General features: G+C 40.2%; 18 protein-coding genes and 1 other RNA gene. 13 read left to right on the forward strand and 6 right to left on the reverse strand.

What is annotated here, in order from left to right; all coding sequences use genetic code 11:
* Positions 1 to 3: 3 nt before the first annotated feature.
* On the reverse strand, positions 4 to 483 hold the full coding sequence (gene ruvC, locus PF027_RS07820) for a crossover junction endodeoxyribonuclease RuvC (protein WP_270862630.1): 480 nt from the start codon (positions 481 to 483) through the stop codon (positions 4 to 6).
* Between the two features lie 110 nt (positions 484 to 593).
* Between ruvC and dnaA the strand changes: the two genes are divergently transcribed.
* The 6 genes from dnaA (at position 594) to PF027_RS07850 (ending at position 8,566) form a co-directional block, all read left to right on the forward strand.
* Positions 594 to 1,931, forward strand: a complete 1,338-nt coding sequence (gene dnaA / locus PF027_RS07825; protein ID WP_270876294.1) for a chromosomal replication initiator protein DnaA — start codon at positions 594 to 596, stop codon at positions 1,929 to 1,931.
* A 151-nt stretch (positions 1,932 to 2,082) separates the two neighbouring features.
* Positions 2,083 to 3,165, forward strand: a complete 1,083-nt coding sequence (gene dnaN, locus PF027_RS07830; protein ID WP_270862632.1) for a DNA polymerase III subunit beta — start codon at positions 2,083 to 2,085, stop codon at positions 3,163 to 3,165.
* 20 nt (positions 3,166 to 3,185) lie between these two features.
* Positions 3,186 to 5,501: a DNA topoisomerase (ATP-hydrolyzing) subunit B gene (gyrB, locus tag PF027_RS07835; RefSeq protein WP_270876293.1), complete on the forward strand. Its 2,316-nt coding sequence runs from the start codon at positions 3,186 to 3,188 to the stop codon at positions 5,499 to 5,501.
* Positions 5,501 to 6,952, forward strand: a complete 1,452-nt coding sequence (locus PF027_RS07840) for an EAL domain-containing protein (RefSeq protein WP_270876292.1) — start codon at positions 5,501 to 5,503, stop codon at positions 6,950 to 6,952. The genes gyrB and PF027_RS07840 overlap by 1 nt, the downstream gene beginning before the upstream one ends.
* A gap of 1 nt (position 6,953) precedes the next feature.
* The gene (gene queF / locus PF027_RS07845; RefSeq protein ID WP_270858643.1) at positions 6,954 to 7,334 is read left to right on the forward strand and encodes a preQ(1) synthase; all 381 of its coding nucleotides are present in this window, start codon (positions 6,954 to 6,956) and stop codon (positions 7,332 to 7,334) included.
* Complete coding sequence (locus PF027_RS07850; protein ID WP_270864643.1) at positions 7,331 to 8,566, forward strand: HD domain-containing protein; 1,236 nt, start codon at positions 7,331 to 7,333, stop codon at positions 8,564 to 8,566. The genes queF and PF027_RS07850 overlap by 4 nt, the downstream gene beginning before the upstream one ends.
* A 3-nt stretch (positions 8,567 to 8,569) precedes the next feature.
* Here PF027_RS07850 and ffs read toward each other — a convergent pair.
* Positions 8,570 to 8,667: signal recognition particle sRNA small type (gene ffs, locus PF027_RS07855), an RNA gene on the reverse strand.
* Between the two features lie 47 nt (positions 8,668 to 8,714).
* Here ffs and PF027_RS07860 point away from each other — a divergent pair.
* From PF027_RS07860 to PF027_RS07875, 4 genes are all read left to right on the forward strand, one after another.
* Positions 8,715 to 9,134, forward strand: coding sequence for a hypothetical protein (locus PF027_RS07860; protein ID WP_270858641.1), 420 nt, complete (start codon positions 8,715 to 8,717; stop codon positions 9,132 to 9,134).
* A gap of 60 nt (positions 9,135 to 9,194) precedes the next feature.
* Positions 9,195 to 11,003: a translational GTPase TypA gene (gene typA, locus PF027_RS07865; protein ID WP_270872588.1), complete on the forward strand. Its 1,809-nt coding sequence runs from the start codon at positions 9,195 to 9,197 to the stop codon at positions 11,001 to 11,003.
* Between the two features lie 640 nt (positions 11,004 to 11,643).
* Positions 11,644 to 12,231 (forward strand): HAD-IB family hydrolase, encoded by a 588-nt coding sequence (locus PF027_RS07870; protein WP_270877259.1) that lies wholly within the window; start codon positions 11,644 to 11,646, stop codon positions 12,229 to 12,231.
* Between the two features lie 56 nt (positions 12,232 to 12,287).
* Positions 12,288 to 12,884, forward strand: coding sequence for a hypothetical protein (locus PF027_RS07875; RefSeq protein ID WP_270865703.1), 597 nt, complete (start codon positions 12,288 to 12,290; stop codon positions 12,882 to 12,884).
* A gap of 154 nt (positions 12,885 to 13,038) precedes the next feature.
* Here PF027_RS07875 and nikR read toward each other — a convergent pair whose 3' ends face one another.
* The 3 genes from nikR to PF027_RS07890 form a co-directional block, all read right to left on the reverse strand.
* A complete protein-coding gene (gene nikR, locus PF027_RS07880; RefSeq protein ID WP_270877260.1) occupies positions 13,039 to 13,458 on the reverse strand; it encodes a nickel-responsive transcriptional regulator NikR in 420 nt (139 codons plus the stop codon).
* Positions 13,459 to 13,468: 10 nt separating this feature from the next.
* Positions 13,469 to 14,740, reverse strand: coding sequence for a hemolysin family protein (locus PF027_RS07885; RefSeq protein WP_270864646.1), 1,272 nt, complete (start codon positions 14,738 to 14,740; stop codon positions 13,469 to 13,471).
* 172 nt (positions 14,741 to 14,912) lie between these two features.
* Positions 14,913 to 15,728, reverse strand: a complete 816-nt coding sequence (locus tag PF027_RS07890) for a M48 family metallopeptidase (RefSeq protein ID WP_270872592.1) — start codon at positions 15,726 to 15,728, stop codon at positions 14,913 to 14,915.
* Between the two features lie 92 nt (positions 15,729 to 15,820).
* On the opposite strand from PF027_RS07890, the gene PF027_RS07895 reads away from it, so the two are divergent.
* Complete coding sequence (locus tag PF027_RS07895; protein WP_270872593.1) at positions 15,821 to 16,516, forward strand: thiol:disulfide interchange protein; 696 nt, start codon at positions 15,821 to 15,823, stop codon at positions 16,514 to 16,516.
* On the forward strand, positions 16,509 to 17,141 hold the full coding sequence (gene dsbI, locus PF027_RS07900) for a protein-disulfide oxidoreductase DsbI (protein WP_270872594.1): 633 nt from the start codon (positions 16,509 to 16,511) through the stop codon (positions 17,139 to 17,141). The genes PF027_RS07895 and dsbI overlap by 8 nt, the downstream gene beginning before the upstream one ends.
* Here the strand turns inward: dsbI and PF027_RS07905 are convergent.
* A complete protein-coding gene (locus PF027_RS07905; RefSeq protein ID WP_270858633.1) occupies positions 17,138 to 17,731 on the reverse strand; it encodes a Crp/Fnr family transcriptional regulator in 594 nt (197 codons plus the stop codon). The two genes, dsbI and PF027_RS07905, sit on opposite strands and share 4 nt — an antisense overlap.
* A 133-nt stretch (positions 17,732 to 17,864) precedes the next feature.
* On the opposite strand from PF027_RS07905, the gene PF027_RS07910 reads away from it, so the two are divergent.
* Positions 17,865 to 18,449 (forward strand): cytochrome C, encoded by a 585-nt coding sequence (locus PF027_RS07910; protein ID WP_270864651.1) that lies wholly within the window; start codon positions 17,865 to 17,867, stop codon positions 18,447 to 18,449.
* The last annotated feature ends 3 nt before the right edge of the window (positions 18,450 to 18,452 follow it).

Raw genomic sequence — 18,452 nt, forward strand, 5'->3', positions numbered from 1 at the left:
CTCTTATTTTTCTAGCCCTCTCATAGCGTTTGCGTGAGTGAGCGCAACCGCGATAGCATCGGTTATATCGAGCGGTTTGATCTCGCCTTTGAGCCCTAGTATTCGCTTAACCATGAAGGCGACCTGCTCTTTTGCGGCCTTTGCCTTGCCGGTTACGGATTTTTTGATTTGAAGTGGCGTGTATTCGGCGAAGTTACCATAAACTTGCAAAATTTTTAGCCCCAAAGCCCCGCGAAACTGCGCTAGTTTTAGCACGGATTGGGGATTGTAGGCGTAAAACATACTCTCGATTGCGACCTCATCGATTTTGTGTTGCGAAAATATAAGATCAATCGCCTCTGCCATTTGCGTCATCTGAAACTGCACATTTTCGGCCTTCATTTTCACTAAACCTGCTTCGACGAGCGAAATTTTATTCACATTTTTTTCTAAAATCGCATAGCCTAAATTTCTAGTCCCCGGATCAATTCCTAAAATTTTCATCACAATCTTTCACTTTAATTCACGCCTTATTCACTTGTGAATTACTTTATAAATTTAACACAAATTTAGCGAAATTTTGCTAAAATTAAGGATTAAACAAAGGAAAATTTATGGCAGAAACTCAACCACAAGAAATTTTATTAAGTTTAGCGGGCGAAATTCCACCACTAGACTTCGAAAGATATATCAAAAATTTAAAATTTAATGAAAAAAACTCTACCTCTGAATTCTTTGTTTATCACACAAACAACGAGCTTGTGGCTAGATATATACAGAGTAAATACGCCGTGAAAATTAAAAATGCGCTAGTTAAAAAATTTGGCGTTAGCAATATCACGGTCAAAATCACTTCAAAAGCCAAAATTTCCCCAAAAGAAATTTCAAAAATGATCCCGCAAGACAAGCCAAAAAGCACGATTGTCAATGAAAATTACACATTTGAAAATTTCGTCGTGGCTGATTCGAACAAACTCGCATTTTCCAGCGCAGTCAGTGCCGCCAAAAACCCCGGCAACAAAATGTATAATCCGCTGTTTTTATACGGACCGAGTGGGCTTGGCAAGACCCATTTGCTCCAATCGATCGCAAATCACTGTATCAAAAAAAATCTAAGCGTCATTTGCGTAAGCAGCGAGGGGTTTGTAAAAGAATTTATTTCAAGTTTAGAAAATCAAACAATGGATAAATTTAAGCACAAATACCGCAACTGCGATATTTTGCTAATCGATGATATTCAGTTTTTGGTAGGCAAAAGCTCGACGATTGAGGAATTTTTCTTCACTTTCAACGAACTAAGAGAAAAAAAATGCCAAATCGTCCTAACCAGCGACATCGCGCCAAAATACCTAAAAGGCTTTGAGGAGCGCATGATTTCGAGATTTAGCGACGGGCTAATCGCTGATATCATGCCGCCAGAGTTAGAGACAAAAATCGCAATCATCAAGCGCAAAAGCGAGGAAAATAATTTTTATCTCCCAAACGATGTCATACAATACATCGCCACAAATATGGGCGATAATATCCGCGAAATCAATGGCGCAATAAACAAACTAAACGCATTTTCATCAGTTATAAAAGTCAAAATTGATTTACCATTTGCCAAAATCGTACTTCAAGATCATATCAAAGAACACTACCAAAATGTCGATTTGGAGCAGATTATAAGCGTGATTTCAAAAGAGCTAAATGTCAAACCAAGCGAGCTAAAAAGCAAAACAAGGGCCAAAAATGTCATCGAAGCGCGCCAAATTTGCATATATTTAGCCAAAATTTTAACCAAAAATTCAATGCCAAAAATCGCGTCGTATTTCAATCTCAAAGATCACAGCGCCATTAGCAAAAATATCAAAAAAATCAACGAAACGATTGAGAAAGATGAATTTTTTAAAATCAAAATCGAAGAGTTAAAAAACAAAATAACCCAAAAGGAAAATAATGAAAAAATATGAAATAAAATCAAAATTTGTGAATAATGGTGAATAAAATGGCAAATTTAATTCACAAAGCAAATTTCGCTAAATTCAGCATTTGCGCGGGGTATTCACTAAATCCCACACTCTACTATAACAAAAACAAAAATTTAAAATTTAAAGGACAACTATGAAAGTCATAATTGCAAAAAAGGTTTTAGAAGACATTGTTTCAAACACCAATCCTTACCTTGACAAAAAGGATTTAAGCTCAATTACTTCTCACATTTTAATCAGGGCTAGAAACGGCGAACTAAGTATTAAAGCCACAGATCACGAAATCGGCCTTAGCTATGTTTTGCCTTATGCTATGATCGAAGAAGAGGGCGAAGCCACAGCCAATGGCTCAAAACTTCTTAGCGTAATCAAGGGTTTGGGCGACGAAAATGTTACATTAGAGACAATGAACGGAGCGCTTTTTGTAAAACAAAAAAAATTAAAATACAAACTCCCTATGTTTGACTCAAAAGATTTCCCAAATTTCCCTACAATCGAGGGCAAAAACAGCTTCAATGTAAATGCTTTGGTGCTTGGCAGAAGTCTTAAAAAAATATACTCTTCAATCGACACAAACAACCCAAAATACGAGCTAAACGGAGCTTTGATTGATGTAAAAGACGGGTATTTAAATTTAGTCGGAACCGATACTAAACGCCTTAGTGTCTTTGTGCTAAATACAAATATGGGCGAATTTGCCAAAAAAGATACCCAAATTTTAATCCCTAAAAAGGCAATTGGCGAAATTCAAAAGCTATTTTCAGATAAAATCGAAATTTATTATGACGAAAATGTCCTTTTAGCAGTGAGCGAAAATTTCGAATTTTTCACAAAATTAATCAACGGAAAATTCCCAAATTATGAGCGTGTAATCCCAACTGAGACAAATTTTAAAGTGATTTTACCACGAGATAAATTTGTCGGTGGCGTAAAAGCAATCAACGCAATGTGCGAGGAAATGAAGGTTACGATTAAGCCTGATGGCATTATTTTTGAGAGCATAAACGAAGATAATTCTGAGGCAAAAGCCGAAATTGAGGCAAATATCGCAGTTTCATCAAATTTGATTTTTGGCGTTAAAAACAGATTTTTACTCGATTTTCTAAACAGCGTCGAGGACGATATGTTTGAGCTAGATTTTAACAACTCAGAAACAGCATTTGTGCTAAGCTCAGGCGAACTAAAAACGGTCGTAATGCCGATTAATAAAATTTAAGAAATTTAAGGGAAAATTTAATGGAACAACAAAATTACGGTGCAGGAAATATTAAAGTTTTAAAAGGTCTTGAAGCGGTTAGAAAACGCCCAGGAATGTATATCGGCGATACAAATATCGGAGGACTACACCACATGATTTATGAGGTTGTGGATAACTCTATCGATGAGGCTATGGCTGGGTATTGTGATACTATCGATGTAGAAATCACGCGCGAGGGCAGCTGTATCGTCACAGATAATGGCCGTGGAATCCCAGTAGATATGCACCCCACAGAGCATTTGCCAGCAGCGACTGTGGTTTTGACCGTTTTGCACGCTGGTGGTAAATTTGACAAAGACACTTACAAGGTCAGTGGCGGACTTCATGGCGTGGGTGTAAGTGTCGTAAATGCGCTCTCATCAAAGCTTGTGCTTACAATCAAACGCCAAGGCAATGTTTATCGCCAAGAATTTTCACAAGGCAAGCCAACTACCGATTTAGAAATCATAAAATCCACAAACCGCACTGGAACGACTGTGGAATTTTGGCCAGATGGCGAAATTTTTGAAATTTTAGAATTTAATGCCGATACTTTGTCAAAAAGATTTAGAGAATTAGCATATTTAAACCCAAAAATTACCATAAATTTTAAAGACCAAAGAGACGGCAGAAATGAGAGTTTTCATTTCGAGGGCGGATTAGAAAGCTTCGTAACTGATATGAACAAAGCCTCACCAGTTAGCAAGGCAGTTTCATTTAGCGATAGCGTCGAAGATGTCGCTGTGGATATCGCGCTAATGTATAATTCAACCTACGATGAAAAATTATTAAGCTTTGTTAATAATATCAAAACCCCAGACGGCGGAACGCACGAAGCTGGATTTAGAGCGGGACTAACTCGCGCTATCACAAACTATATCGCAGCAAACGCAGCCGCACGCGAAAAAGACACCAAAATCACCGGCGATGATGTCAGAGAAGGCCTAATCGCAGTCGTAAGTGTCAAAGTGCCTGAACCGCAATTCGAGGGTCAAACTAAGGGCAAACTTGGTTCAAGCTATGTCAAACCAATCGTGCAAAAAATGACCTTTGAGGTGCTTTGCAAATATTTCGAAGAAAACCCAAATGAAGCACGAGCGATTATGGAAAAGGCTCTTTTAGCTGCCCGTGGTCGCGAAGCAGCGAAAAAAGCGCGCGATTTAACGAGAAAAAAAGATAACATAAACTCAGTCGGCACACTTCCAGGAAAACTCGCTGATTGCACCAGTAAAGATGCTAGTATGAGTGAAATTTTCCTTGTCGAGGGCGATAGTGCGGGCGGATCTGCCAAAGGTGGTAGAGATAGGGATTTTCAAGCGATTTTGCCTTTGCGCGGTAAAATTTTAAATGTCGAAAAAGCGCGCTTGGATAAAATTTTACAATCCGAAGAGATCAAAAACATGATAACCGCCTTTGGTTGTGGCGTGGGCGAGGAATTTAACGCCGATAAACTTCGCTATCACAAAATCATCATTATGACAGATGCCGATGTCGATGGTAGCCATATCCAGACCCTGCTTTTGACATTTTTCTTCCGCTATTTGCGTCCGATTATCGAAAACGGCTATGTTTATATCGCTCAACCGCCACTTTTCAAATACAAAAAGGGCAAAAAAGAAATTTATCTAAAAGATGAGCGCGCATTGAGTGAATTTTTGATCGAAACTGGTATCGATATGGGCGAATTCGAAGGAATCGGCAACCAAGATTTAATCGATTTTCTAAAAATCGTTTCAAACTACCGCTCACTTTTAAACGAGCTTAAAAAGCGTTTTAGCGTCATTTCTGCGATTAGGTATCTAATCGAAAACGACGAAGCGCGCTCTATGGAATATTCTGCGCTTTTTGAAGTGATTAAAACGCGCTTAGAGAGCGAGGGATTTAATATTTTAAATTCAAATGTCAGCGAGAGTGAAATTCGTATCTATGTCCAAACTCCAAATGGTTTGGAGCAACTAAATATCAACGAAGCCTTGCTTACAAATCATATTTTTGCCGAAGCAATCCGCGTGTATGGGCTAATCAAAGAGCGTGAGGTCGATTTTGGCAGGGATTATATCGAGGTTTTGGACGAGATTGAGCGAAATTCGAAAAAAGGTGCGTATATTCAACGCTACAAAGGTCTTGGCGAGATGAACCCAGATCAGCTTAGAGAGACCACGATGAGCAAGGAAAATCGTCGTTTGCTTCGCGTGGGTATAGCTGATGCGCAAAGCGCTAGCGATACATTTAACCTTTTTATGGGCGATGAAGTGGAGCCTAGGCGAAACTATATCCAAGACCACGCAAAAGATGTTAAAAATTTGGATATTTAATGGGTAAATTTATCGAAAACGAAGTAATTCTAGTCTCAGAGCAAAAAGAGCGCGAAAATAGATTTGCAACGGCACTTAAAATTTCAGTGCCATTTGTCCTAGTGCTGATTGCCTTTGGTTACACTATGTTTAAGGAAAATCACTTTCATAGTGACGATGTGATACTTTTTTCACTACTTTTGATATGCAATGTGTATTATGTAATTTATCAAATTTACTTTGGTTTTAAAAAGACGCTAATCGATCCAGTCAGCCATGTATTCGTGCGCGATGAGATCGAGCGAATTTTAAAAAAACAGATGAAAAAAAACAAAATCAACCATGTGGTTTTGCTTCGTATCAAAAATATCGCCGATATCAACGATAGATATGGTTATCAAAACGGCGACGATATTTTGTATAATTTTTGCAAAGAATTTGCGAAATTTATGGCAAATCAGGGCTTTAAAAATTTGCATATTGGGCGTTTTATCAACGGCCACTTTATCTTTGGGCTTAATGGCAAAATGGCGAATTTAACGCACATTTTGAAGATGTTCGAGCATAAAATTTCAAACCAAAGCATAAACAATATCGAGATTAAAACCGAATTTGAAATCATGCCTACTTCGTATGACAAAAATCTCAGCAATATCACAAACGCGCTATTTTTTAAGATAAATCGCAAAGAGGTCGAAGAGGAAAAATCCAGCGAAAATATTGATTTGAATAAAATTTTGCTCGATGATTTTAACAAAGATGTCGTTGATGCGATTGACAATGAGAGTTTTAGCTTTAAATTTCAATATGTCGCGGATAAAAATGGCGTTAAATCGCATATAAACTTAATCCCAAAACTAGATCTCAGAACCGGCGATAAGGTTACAAAAAGCCGAATTATTGATATTTTGCACTTTAATAATTACGATATCAAATACGATATTGCGATGATTAAGCAAATTTCGCGCATTATCTATTTTAAGGATATCGAGCATAAAATTTTTATCGAAATCATGCCTCAGACACTGCGAAATGCCGAGTTTCGCAACGAAATTTTAAAGCTAATTGACAATAATTTAATCGATCCAAGCAAGATTGTTTTGGAGTTTAACGAGGAAGAAATTTACTCTGAAACAAAGCGATTTGCCGAAATTTTGCTTAAATTTAAAGAGCTGGGATTTAGCTTTGGACTTAGCCAGTTTGGCGGTGCGAACGCGAGTTTCGAGTATTTTAAATTTTTCGATATTGATTTTGTGATTTATGATATCGAGTATAATAAAAATTTAGGCAACGAAAAAATAAAAAATGTTTTTATGAAATTAAACGAAATGTGCCAGAAATCGGGCATTAAAAGCATTATTCGCTTCGTAGATAAGCCGAAATTCCAAGACGAACTCTACGAGCTTGGGGTCGATTTCGTGCAGGGTTTTTGCGTAGGCAAACCAGAAGATATTATAAATTTAAGGAAATAAAATGCGTTATGGCGAAAAAGAGATAAAAGAATTTGACATAGAAAAAATGGAAATTTGGCCAAATAAACACGAAAATGATTATTTGATCAAAATCACGCTTCCGGAGTTTTGTTGCCGCTGTCCGCGCTCAGGATACCCTGACTTTGCGACGATATATTTAGAATACATACCGAATAAATTTGTCGTAGAGCTCAAAGCAATCAAACTCTACATTAACTCATTTATGGATCGCTACATCTCCCACGAGGACAGCGCGAACGAAATTTACGCTACCTTGCAAGAAAAATTGCAGCCAAAATACCTAAAAATCGTGGCTGACTTTAACCCGCGCGGAAATGTGCATACCGTGATTGAAATAAATTCGGATAAAATTTACAAATGATAAGTTCAAATTTAGTAGAAAAAATCTTTAAAAGTGCGAGTATTTCGCGCTGGAACGACTACCCAAAAATGGTAAATTTAGTCGAACTTGACAAACAAGCGCACAAATTTATCATTGCCTATTTTATCGCTAGTTTCGAGCGCGATATAGATATGAGCTATGTCATCGAGGCTGGGATTTTTGATTTTCTCTCACGCATCGTAGTAACTGATATCCGCCCAGATGTCTTTCATCAAATTCAAAAAAGTAAAAAAGATCAAATTAACAAATGGGTTCTCTCACAGCTTGAAAACGACCTTTCTAGCGTGCAAGATGGCGAATTTTTAAAACGATTTATAGCCTATCAAAACGGCTACTCACACGAAAAAGAAAAGCTCATTTTAAAGGCGGCAAGTTATCTGGCTACGAGGTGGGAATTTAATATCGTTTATCAAACTAGCCAGTTTTTAAACGATATCGAAGAGCTTAAATTTAAGGTCGAAGAGGAATTAGAGGATTATTACGAGCTAATCGGCGTGCGTAAAATCGTAATGAATAAAAAACTAGCTCGAATTGTAGATCTTAGCGGTAGATTAAGGTTTCAAAAGCGCTGGGCGCAAACCCCACGCATACCTGAGACTAGCGTGCTAGGTCACATGCTAATCGTGGCGATTTTAAGCTACTTTTACTCGCTAAAAGTCGGCGCGTGCAAGAGTAGAATTTTTTATAATTTTTACTGCGCGCTTTTTCACGATCTGCCTGAAAGCCTTACCCGCGATATCATCAGCCCCGTAAAATACGGCGTGGCTGGGCTTAGCGACATCATCAGCGAATACGAAATGCGCCTAATAGATGATAAAATTTTGCCCTTCGTGCCAGAGCATATCAGAGATGAGTTTAGCTATATTTTGGGTATTAGAAATGACGGCGAGAAATTTATAAAAGATGAGTTTGAAAACAGAATTTACGAGCTTGGCGGTAAGCCAAATTTCGCAGACGGCTCGCTTGGTGCGTATAACGAGGATAAATTTCGCGCAATCGACGGCAGAGCGCTTAAATTTTGCGATAAACTAGCCGCGTTTTTCGAGGCTGGAATTTCGATAAGTTATGGCGTCAAAAGCAAAGAATTAGTCAGCGGATATAACTCAATGCTCGAAAATTTCAGACGAAATAAAAGCATAGAAGGCGTCGATTTTCACAGCGTTTGTGATGATTTCATCGAAAATTTTGGATTGGATAGGGTTGAGTTTTAAAACCCCTTCCCAGATGACTGCGGCACACGATAGGTAAAAGTGCTCTGCTGTGTTCCCACCCTGAAGCGGTGTTTTTAAAAACCGTTGCACAGGTCTAAGAAAGGGCGAACTGGATTATAATTAAAAGTTTCTTAAAATAAGGTTATAAATGAATTTAAAAGATTATATTTTTTCGGTTTTTCGTGAAATTTCGATTTCTCACCACCGCTCTATCGAATTTAGAGCGAAAATTTTCGCTGCAATGTTGCTTGCTAAAAAAAAGCAAACCGATGAGGATTACGAAAACCTGCGTGAAATCGCAAGCGAAATTTATAGCGACGATTCGCGCAGAGTGGGGGTTTTGGTATCGATTGTGAGCGAATATATCCAAAAGGCCCACACCTACAAAAGTCTAAATTTAGACTCGCTTTTAGTAGAAATCGACAAAGAGATAAAAAATGCGCCTCGCTATGTCAAAAAGATCGATTTCTCGCACCTTAGACGCCTCATTAGCGATGATGAAAACGACGCTTTAATCCAGCAAAGAGTGTATGAGTATTTGGTAAATGAGGTCAAAGAGTATTCTTAGAATTTAAGAATTTTTAGTGTATAATCATCAGTTTTTAAACATAAAATTTTGGAGTAAAATTTGGAAAATATTAGAAATATCGCAGTTATCGCCCATGTCGATCACGGAAAAACCACAATAGTAGATGAACTTTTGAAACAATCAGGCACATTTAGCGAGCACCAAGAGGTCGGCGAGCGCGTAATGGACAGCAACGATATCGAAAAAGAGCGTGGAATTACCATTTTGTCGAAAAATACAGCGATTCGCTATGGGGAAACAAAGATTAATATCATCGACACCCCAGGCCACGCGGATTTCGGTGGCGAGGTCGAGCGCGTGCTAAAAATGGTCGATGGCGTTTTATTGCTCGTCGATGCACAAGAGGGCGTAATGCCACAAACCAAATTTGTCGTTAAAAAGGCCCTATCTTTGGGACTTCGCCCAATCGTCGTGGTAAATAAAATCGACAAACCAGCCGCAGATCCAGATCGTGTGGTAAATGAGATTTTTGACCTTTTTGTCGCACTTGATGCAAACGACGAACAGCTCGAATTCCCAGTCGTGTATGCTGCGGCAAAAAACGGCTATGCTAAACACAATCTAAGCGATGAAAATGTCGATATGAAGCCACTTTTCGAGACGATTTTATCTCATGTGCCAAGCCCAAGCGGTAGCGATGAAAACTCTTTGCAACTTCAAGTATTCACCCTTGATTACGACAACTATGTCGGTAAAATCGGAATTGCTAGAATTTTCAATGGTAGAATTTCAAAAAATCAAAGCGTAATGCTTGCCAAGGCTGATGGCACAAAGGTAACGGGCAGAATTTCGAAGCTTATCGGATTTAACGGCTTGGAGCGTATCGATATCGACAACGCCGGCACTGGCGATATCGTCGCTATCGCTGGATTTGATGCGCTTGATGTAGGCGATAGCGTGGTAGATCCCGCAAACCCTATGCCACTAGATGCGCTTCATATCGAAGAGCCAACTCTAAGCGTAATTTTTAGCGTAAATGACGGTCCGTTAGCGGGAACTGAGGGTAAATTTGTAACTTCAAACAAAATCGATGAGCGCTTAGCGGCGGAGATGAAAACAAATATCGCAATGCGATATGAAAATGTCGGCGAGGGTAAATTTAAGGTTAGCGGTCGTGGTGAGCTTCAAATCACGATTTTGGCTGAAAACATGCGCCGTGAGGGATTTGAGTTTTGCCTAGGTCGCCCAGAGGTCATCATCAAAGAAATCGACGGCGTGAAATGTGAGCCGTTCGAGCACCTAGTAATCGACGCTCCTGATGATTGCACAGGCACAGTTATCGAAAAACTCGGCCGCAAAAAAGCCGAAATGAAGGTGATGAACCCCACAGGCGATGGCCAAACTAGAATCGAGTTTGAAATCCCTGCTCGTGGGCTAATCGGATTTAGAAGCCAGTTTTTGACCGATACTCGTGGCGAGGGCGTTATGAATCACAGCTTTTTGGAATTTCGCCCGTTTTCAGGCGCAGTCGAAAAACGCCAAAACGGCGCACTAACTAGCATGGAAAATGGCGTCGCGCTGGGATATAGCCTATGGAATCTCCAAGATCGTGGCGTGCTATTTATCGCTCCACAAGCCAAGGTTTATGTTGGTATGATTATCGGCGAACACAGCCGTCCAAACGACCTAGATGTCAATCCAATCAAAGGCAAAAACCTAACAAATGTCCGCGCTAGCGGTAGCGATGACGCGATTAAGCTAGTTCCGCCAAGAAGCCTAAATTTGGAGCGCGCATTAGAGTGGATCGAAGAAGACGAGCTAGTCGAGGTTACTCCGATAAATATCCGCGTGCGCAAACGCTACCTAGACCCGACCACGCGCAGACGCATGTCGAAAACTAATTCGTAAATTTTAAAATTCGTGCGAAATTTGGCTAAATTTTGCACGAATTTTGCTCAAATTTTTCTAAATTTTACTCCTTAAATTCCGCTATCGCAACCTTGAAATACTGCCCCGAATTTTAAAATTCCAAAAATCTCGTAGGGTGGGCATCCTTTCCACCATAAATTCTAAATTTTGCCTACAATGCTGTCATTGTGAGGAGCACAGAAAAGTGTCAAGAGCTTTTCCCACGACGAAGCAATCTGGGGAAATCGTTGAATTTTGAAATTCAAAATTTAGTCAAATTTGCTTTTAAGTGTCATTGTGAGCCGTGCGAAAGCACAGCGTGGCAATCTACAAAGTCGAAATTAACGGCAGGGCAAATGGCAGAATTTTGAATTTCATTAAATTTGACTTTTAAAATTCTGCCATTTGCGCGGTTAGATTTTTAAATTTTGTAGATTGCCACGCCCGCAAAGCGGGCTCGCAATGACACTTAAAAAACAAAATTTAGCGAAATAAAAATTTCGGCACAGTGTTTAGAATTTGCGATAGCTAAATTTTGCCTGCAAAATTTGGTAAATTTCCCGTAAATTCGGCTATTAACACACCATAAAATTTCCGAATTTTTATTCTAGTTTTGTAAAATTTAACCAAAAGGATTTTTATGAAATTAGTTTGTTTTGACTTCGACGGGACGATTACCAGAGACGATTCGTTGCTCGAATTTATCGCCTATGTCGTGGGGTTTAAGAAATTTTTACGCGGGATTTTTAGGCTTAGCCCTATTTTGCTGGGCTACAAGCTTGGGCTGTGTTCGAATAATTTCACGCGCAGGCGGCTAATGGTGCATTTTTTTGGCGGTATGAGCGTGGATAAATTCGCCAAAATTTGCAAAAAATACTCCACCACGCACATTGAAGATATTATCAAATTTGAAGCCATGGCAAAAATCAAAGAATACATCGCAAATGGCGATAAAGTCGTCATCGTAACGGCCTCTTTGGAGGATTGGCTAGCCCCTTGGTGCAAAGAAAATGGGCTCGAACTTTTGGGCACAAAAATTGAGAAAAAAGGTGGCGTAATCACCGGCGAAATCGATGGTTTAAACTGCTACGGGGCGCAAAAGGTGGCGCGCATAAAAGAAGCTTATGATTTGAGCGAATTTGAAAAAATCATCGCTTATGGCGATAGCAGGGGCGATAAAGAGATGTTAGAATTCGCAGATGAGGCGCATTTTAGGGCGTTTGAGTGAAATTTTGCTAGTGCAAATTTGGGATATCGCGTCGAAAATCTAATAAAGGAGAAAAAATGAAAAAAATTTTAATCCCAAGCCTTGTGGCTATGGGTTTTGTGTGTGGGTATGCGGATGAAGGGCCAAGAAGCTATGAATACTTCGCGGCAAACTTGCAAATCGCTAAGGCAAGGGTGCAAGAGTGCGCGAAAACGGGCTCTGTGGCTTATATAGACGCGGTCGAGTGCAATAATGCTAGCAACGCCGTAAGCGAAGCGAACGAAAAAATTATGGCGAAGCTCCCACGCGAAAGAGTAGAAATTTTAAATGGTTTAAGAAGGATTTCGGTCTTGCTTGATGATTTTTACGCATACCACACTGCTATGGGAAAATTTGAAAACCAAGTTGAGCAAATGACAAATATCCCAAACCCTATCGCCGTAGCTGGTAAAAACTGCGCCAAATACGCTACCATTGGCTCCCACGAAGTAGAAATCGCAATAGATAAAAATGACGAAATTTGCAAAGGGCTTGCTAGCGAATTTGAGAAAAATTTCGGGCAAAATAGTGCGTTTTCGCGCAAAGAAAATAGCGAAAAAAGCGATATTTGGACATTTGATGTCACGAAAAAATCTAGTAATTTTTACTATATTTTCTTAAACGCTGTGGAGTAACTTAGAAAAATTTCGCTTCGCAAACCTAGATACTGGCGCGGGAATTTTGAATTTGGCGATTGCTTCGAATTTTGCAAAGCAAAATTCTCGCAATGACACTAAAAAGCAAAATTTAAAAATTCCGCGCCAAATTTCAAATTTAAAATTTCAAATTTCACGCTTTCGTAATTGCAATTTTGACAAGTTGCGAAAATTTCACACCTTTAAGTCCGCCGATTTTGGCGCTAAATTTCTCGATTTCGCCCATTTTGCCACGCACATTTATGGTCTCTAAGCAGTTATCGTGATCGACATGGATATGGTTCGTGCAGACAACATCGATTTTAGCGTGGTGTTCGAGCTCGATTAGGTTTTCGAGCAGGTCGCTTTGGTGGTGCGAATACGCTATACAAATCACGCCAAGCCCCTCGCTGTCGCTGTTTTCATCGCTCCATTTATCATTTACGATTTTCTCGCGGATTAGGTCTCTGATATACTCGCTCCTGCTAGGATAGCCCTTACTTTGCACGCGCGAGTTTAGCTCGTCAAATAGCTCCTCTGGCAGTGAAACGCTAAATCTGATTACATTATCCATTTTCGCCCTTTTAATTTTCTTTTTTCTTGACCCTAAGCGAGGCTATCGAGGTGCCGTCCATCGCAAGCACGGTGTAATCGCAGTTTTCGTCGCTTATCTCATCGCCATTTTCTGGCAAACGACCAAAGAGATTAAAGACATATCCACCGATCGTGAGCTGCTCGGTCTCGTCGTCAAAGGCGATTTCCATTATCTCCTCGACATTTTCGATCTCGAAGCGACCTTTAAATTCGTAAGTATTATCGTCAATGCGGGTGAAATTTTGCTCTATATCGTCGTATTCGTCCTCGATTTCGCCAAAAATTTCCTCGATTATGTCCTCCATGGTCAAAAACCCCGCCGTTCCGCCGTATTCGTCGATGACAAGGGCGGCGAAAATGCGCTCTTTATTCATCATTGATAAAATTTTCGTTATCGGGGAGTTTTCTGGCACGATAATGAGTTTGCGCACGATTTTATCGAAATTTTTCTCGCCGTTTTGTTGCATGATATCGCGGATATGGATTAGTCCTAGCACCGTGTCTTTGCCTCCGTCGATGTATGGGAAGCGGGTAAATTTCGACTCCAAAACTACGCGGTAATTATCCTCGTAGCTTTCGTTTTTATCCAGGCAGACCATATCCTTGCGCGGAGTCATAATCTCCTTTGCCACAGTATCGCCAAAATCCACGGCGTTTTTGATGATTTCGGTCTCCACGCTATCTAGCACTCCGCCTTTTAGGCTTTCGCTAGCGATGATTTTGATCTCTTCTTCGGAGTGGGCGACCTCGCTATCTTTGACCGCGCGGATTCCAAAGAGCCTAACCACGCTTGATGCGACGAAATCAAATGCCTTAATCGCGGGCAGACACAAAACCCAAAAACAATAAAGCGGTCTAGCTATCCAAAGCACGATTTTTTCGGATTTTGCGATTGCGATTAGTTTTGGGGCCTGCTCGCCTAGGACGATATGCAGTGTCGTAATGATACTAAACGCGATAATCACAGCCACGGTATGCACGCTAGCCTCGCCTAAATTTAGGCTAGCAAGTGGCTTGCGGATTAGGCTAGCTACGGCTGGCTCGCCTATCCAACCAAGGGCGAGGGAAGCCAGCGTAATGCCGATTTGGCAGGCGCTTAGGTAGGTATCGATTGAGTTTGTCATTTTTAGAGCGAGTGAGGCGTTTGCGACCTTGTCTTTGACGAATTCTTCGAGTTTTGAGCGTCGAACTTTAACAAGGGCAAATTCAGATAAAACAAAAAAAGCATTTAAAAAAATTAAAACAAAAGCGAGAAGTAACATAAAGACCGAACGATCCGTGTCCAAAATTTAATCCTTTGAATTTAAAATAAAATGCAGATTATAGCAAAATTAAACTAATTTTCACAAATTTTTTTAAATTTTAAAAGTGCGGAATTTTGAAATTTAGCTGGTGCGAAATTTCACAAATTTCGCACCGATGAAGCTTACGAAGCTATTTTTTACCTTTTTTGGCTTGTTCGTATAGTGGCATGACGAGCGGGATTGTTTTTTCTAGGTTTTTGATACGGGTTTCATCGCCTGGGTGAGTTGAGAAAAACTCAGGCGTTTTGCTACCACTTTCTAGTTTCGCCATTTTGCGCCATACATTTGGGGCTTCGTTTGGATTGTATCCAGCGCGCGCCATAAGCTCTAAGCCCATGATATCGGCCTCTGTTTCGTGTGAGCGAGAAAACGGCAGACTAAATCCATACTGACCTAAAATCGCTAATCCAGTCGCGCCCAAATCCCCTAGCCCAGCGGCTTGCGCGCCGATTGAAATGCCTAGGTTTTTTATAGACTCTGTGCTGGCTCGCTCTCGTGAGTGTTCGCGAAGAGCATGAGCGATCTCGTGTCCTACGACAGCTGCTAACTCGCCATCAGTTAGGCTAAGCTTATTGATAATGCCTGTATAAACGGCAATGCGACCCCCTGGCATGCACCACGCATTTACGGTCGGATCTTCGATGACATTTACCTGCCAGTTCCAGTTGCGCGCATCTGGTCTGAAAACGCCTACTTGGTTAATCAATCTATTTGAGATTGTTTTGACCCTTTTGGTTTGTTTGGCGTTGGTGTTTAGCTTTTTTTGGCTTTTTGCTTGGCTGATTACTTGCGTGTATGAGCTTGCCGCTGCCTTGTCAAGCTCGGCTTCACTTACCGTGAGTAGCTGGGTGCGATTTACCCCCACAGCGCCGCCTTGGGTCGTGCTAGCACAACCGCCCAAAAAAATCGTGGCGAAAATCGCCAAAATTAAGGAAAGTTTTTTCATCTTTTCTCCTTTGAAATTTGAAAATTTAAATTCGCCAAATTTTAGCCAAAATTTTTAAAATTTCATTATAATTGAGTAAAAAAGGAAAATTTATGAAAAAAAATCTACTAGTTTTTATCCTCGCTCTGCTCGTTGGTTTGGGCGTTGGTGTGTATATGATGGGTGGGACTAACACTCACGGGGACGGCGGAAATGGCGAATTTAGCGCAGGCGAGCATTATTTGGTTTTGGATAAACCACTAAGTGTGGATAAGGGCAGTTTCGTGACGATTTCTAGCTATGCTTGTCCGTTTTGCTATAAATATTATCAAAATGTCCTGCCTGAAATTTTAGGCGAGATCTCGGCTACTTACGAGCCGTTTCACATGCACGCTATGGGCGAATTTGGCGTGAGTGTGAGTAAAATTTTGGCTGTGGCCAGAGTTTTGGATAAAAGAGAAAATATAGCCCCAAACTCGCCAAATTCGAAATTTAAGAAAATTTTATTTGCATATTTTGAGAGTTATCACGACAAAAAAGAGCGCCCGAGTGCCGATATGGACGAGATGAAATTTTTGCAAACAGGCTTTGAAGCAGGCGGGATCACGCGCGAAATTTACGAGAGCGAATTGCAAAATAGCGAAGTTTTGGAGCTACTTGGGCTTTGGGACGAGGGCTATGATGTCGCACTTATTCAGGGCGTGCCGGCCTTTGTGGTGGGTGGTAAATACCTCATAAAAACAGACAAAATAACTTCAACGGCTGAATTTGCGAATTTAATTAATTTTTTAGCGAATAAAAATGAGTAGAGTGCTGTTTAAAATTTGCGCGTGGCAAAACAGCGCGAAGCCTTGGATTTATCTGATTTTCGTCTGCGCGCTTTTGATTATTATCGCGCACTATTTTTTCCAAGAATACCTATTTATGGCGCCTTGCGAGCAGTGTGTGTATATCAGACTAGCATTTTTTGTGATACTTTTGGGCGCGATTTTAGGCACGATTTGCGGGGGAAATTTGCTACTTAAATTTTGCGCTTATGGCGTGTGTTTTGTGGGCGCATTTTATGGAATTGCTCGCTCAATCCACCTATACAAGGTGCATAGCGCGATTTTAGGTAATCTGCCTTTTGGCGTGCATGGTTGCTCATTTAAGCCAAATTTCCCGCTAAATTTGCCACTTGATGAGTGGTTTGCTAGCTTTTTTAAGCCAACTGGCGATTGTGGCTTAGACGCGCCCATAATTCCGCTAGGAACGAGCCTAGATTCTATTCAAAGTTTTTTTGTGGATTTGTATTCTAATGGCTGGTATTTGATCCCGGGCGCGAAATTTGGCACAATGGCTGAGTGCATGATTTTAGCCTTTGGCGTGATTTTAGCGGTTTTATTTGTGATGATGAGTGCGCAAATTTACGCTATGTTTTCAAAGAAAATTTAGGGCAAAATTTTAAAATTTTGATGATCTAATTTTTGGATTTTTTTATTTTTGATTAGCTTATTTACAGCCACGGAGACATTTTGGCGCGGGGCTCCGACGAAGCTTGCGATTTCGCTGACACCGCCATTTACATGCGCGACGCCCTCTTGTGAGATTTGGAGCAAAAATTTATATGTGCGGGTTTCGACGCTATCAAAAACCAGCTCTTTTATCACATTTTTTTGCATTGTCATATTTTTCAAAAACGAGTTAAAAAGATAAATCGCAAAGTCTTGGTTGAACTCAAACAGATCAATCACGGTGGATAAATTTGCCTCTAAAATTTCAGCGTCTTTTGTGATTTCAAATGACGAAAAGGTATCGACTAGCACGAAAGAACCCGCCCCAAAGTAGCTTAGCACATACTCCCTGCCGCTTTCGTGGTAGGTATTTAGCTTGCCCTCGCCTTTTAGGATTATCATAAAAAGCTTTTTTTGAGCGTAAATCATCGAGCCTTTTTGATAGGAAATGCGTCTGAATTTATCCAAATCCTCTTTGCCGAAAAACGATAACTCCTCGCCCTCAAAAACCCCTGTCGTCCTAGTCCCCATAAAATGCCTTTTTATTTTTATTATCTCACAAAAAGGTTAAGTATCGATAATAAAAACTAAATTTGTCATAAAAATGACAAATTTTTATTTTTGTTTTTTATAAAATTTATCAAAATTTTACAAAGGAGAAAATTTGAAAATTCTAAATTTAGCTCTTTGCTTAGGTCTTTTAACCTGCGCCGCAAACGCCCTTAGCGTGGGCGATAGCGCGTATAGCGTAGCTGTTAAAAATATCAGCCTAAGTGCAGATTTAAGCGAAAGTGTCGGAAGATTAATGCCGACAAATGAGATCAAAATCATCGAAGCAGATGATAAAAAGGTCAAATTTAGCCTTGAAGGCTACCAAAGCGCAAAGGCGCAAAATATCATTTATTTTACCCCTAAGGCGAGAATTATCTCGGTTGCTTTTTCAAAACAGGCGAAATTCGACGCTGAGGTTTTGGAGAATTTAGGCGAGTATAACAAGGTAAAAATCACAGCCTATACTTCACCAGACGCGCTAGAAACGGATTTGAAAGCGATTTTTAGCACAGCGAAGAAAAACCACGAAGAAAACTGCGGCACCTGCCACCCGCTTCACAGAGGCGAAACTCAGGTCGCAAATAGATGGCCTGCGCTGATTAAATCAATGCAATCACGCACGCCATTAACCCAAGATGAAATTTGGGTTATCACTCAGTATTTACAAAAACATTCAAAAGACATTAATGTCGATTAAAGG

This window comes from Campylobacter sp. VBCF_01 NA2 (assembly GCF_027797205.1).
Taxonomy (GTDB): domain Bacteria; phylum Campylobacterota; class Campylobacteria; order Campylobacterales; family Campylobacteraceae; genus Campylobacter_B.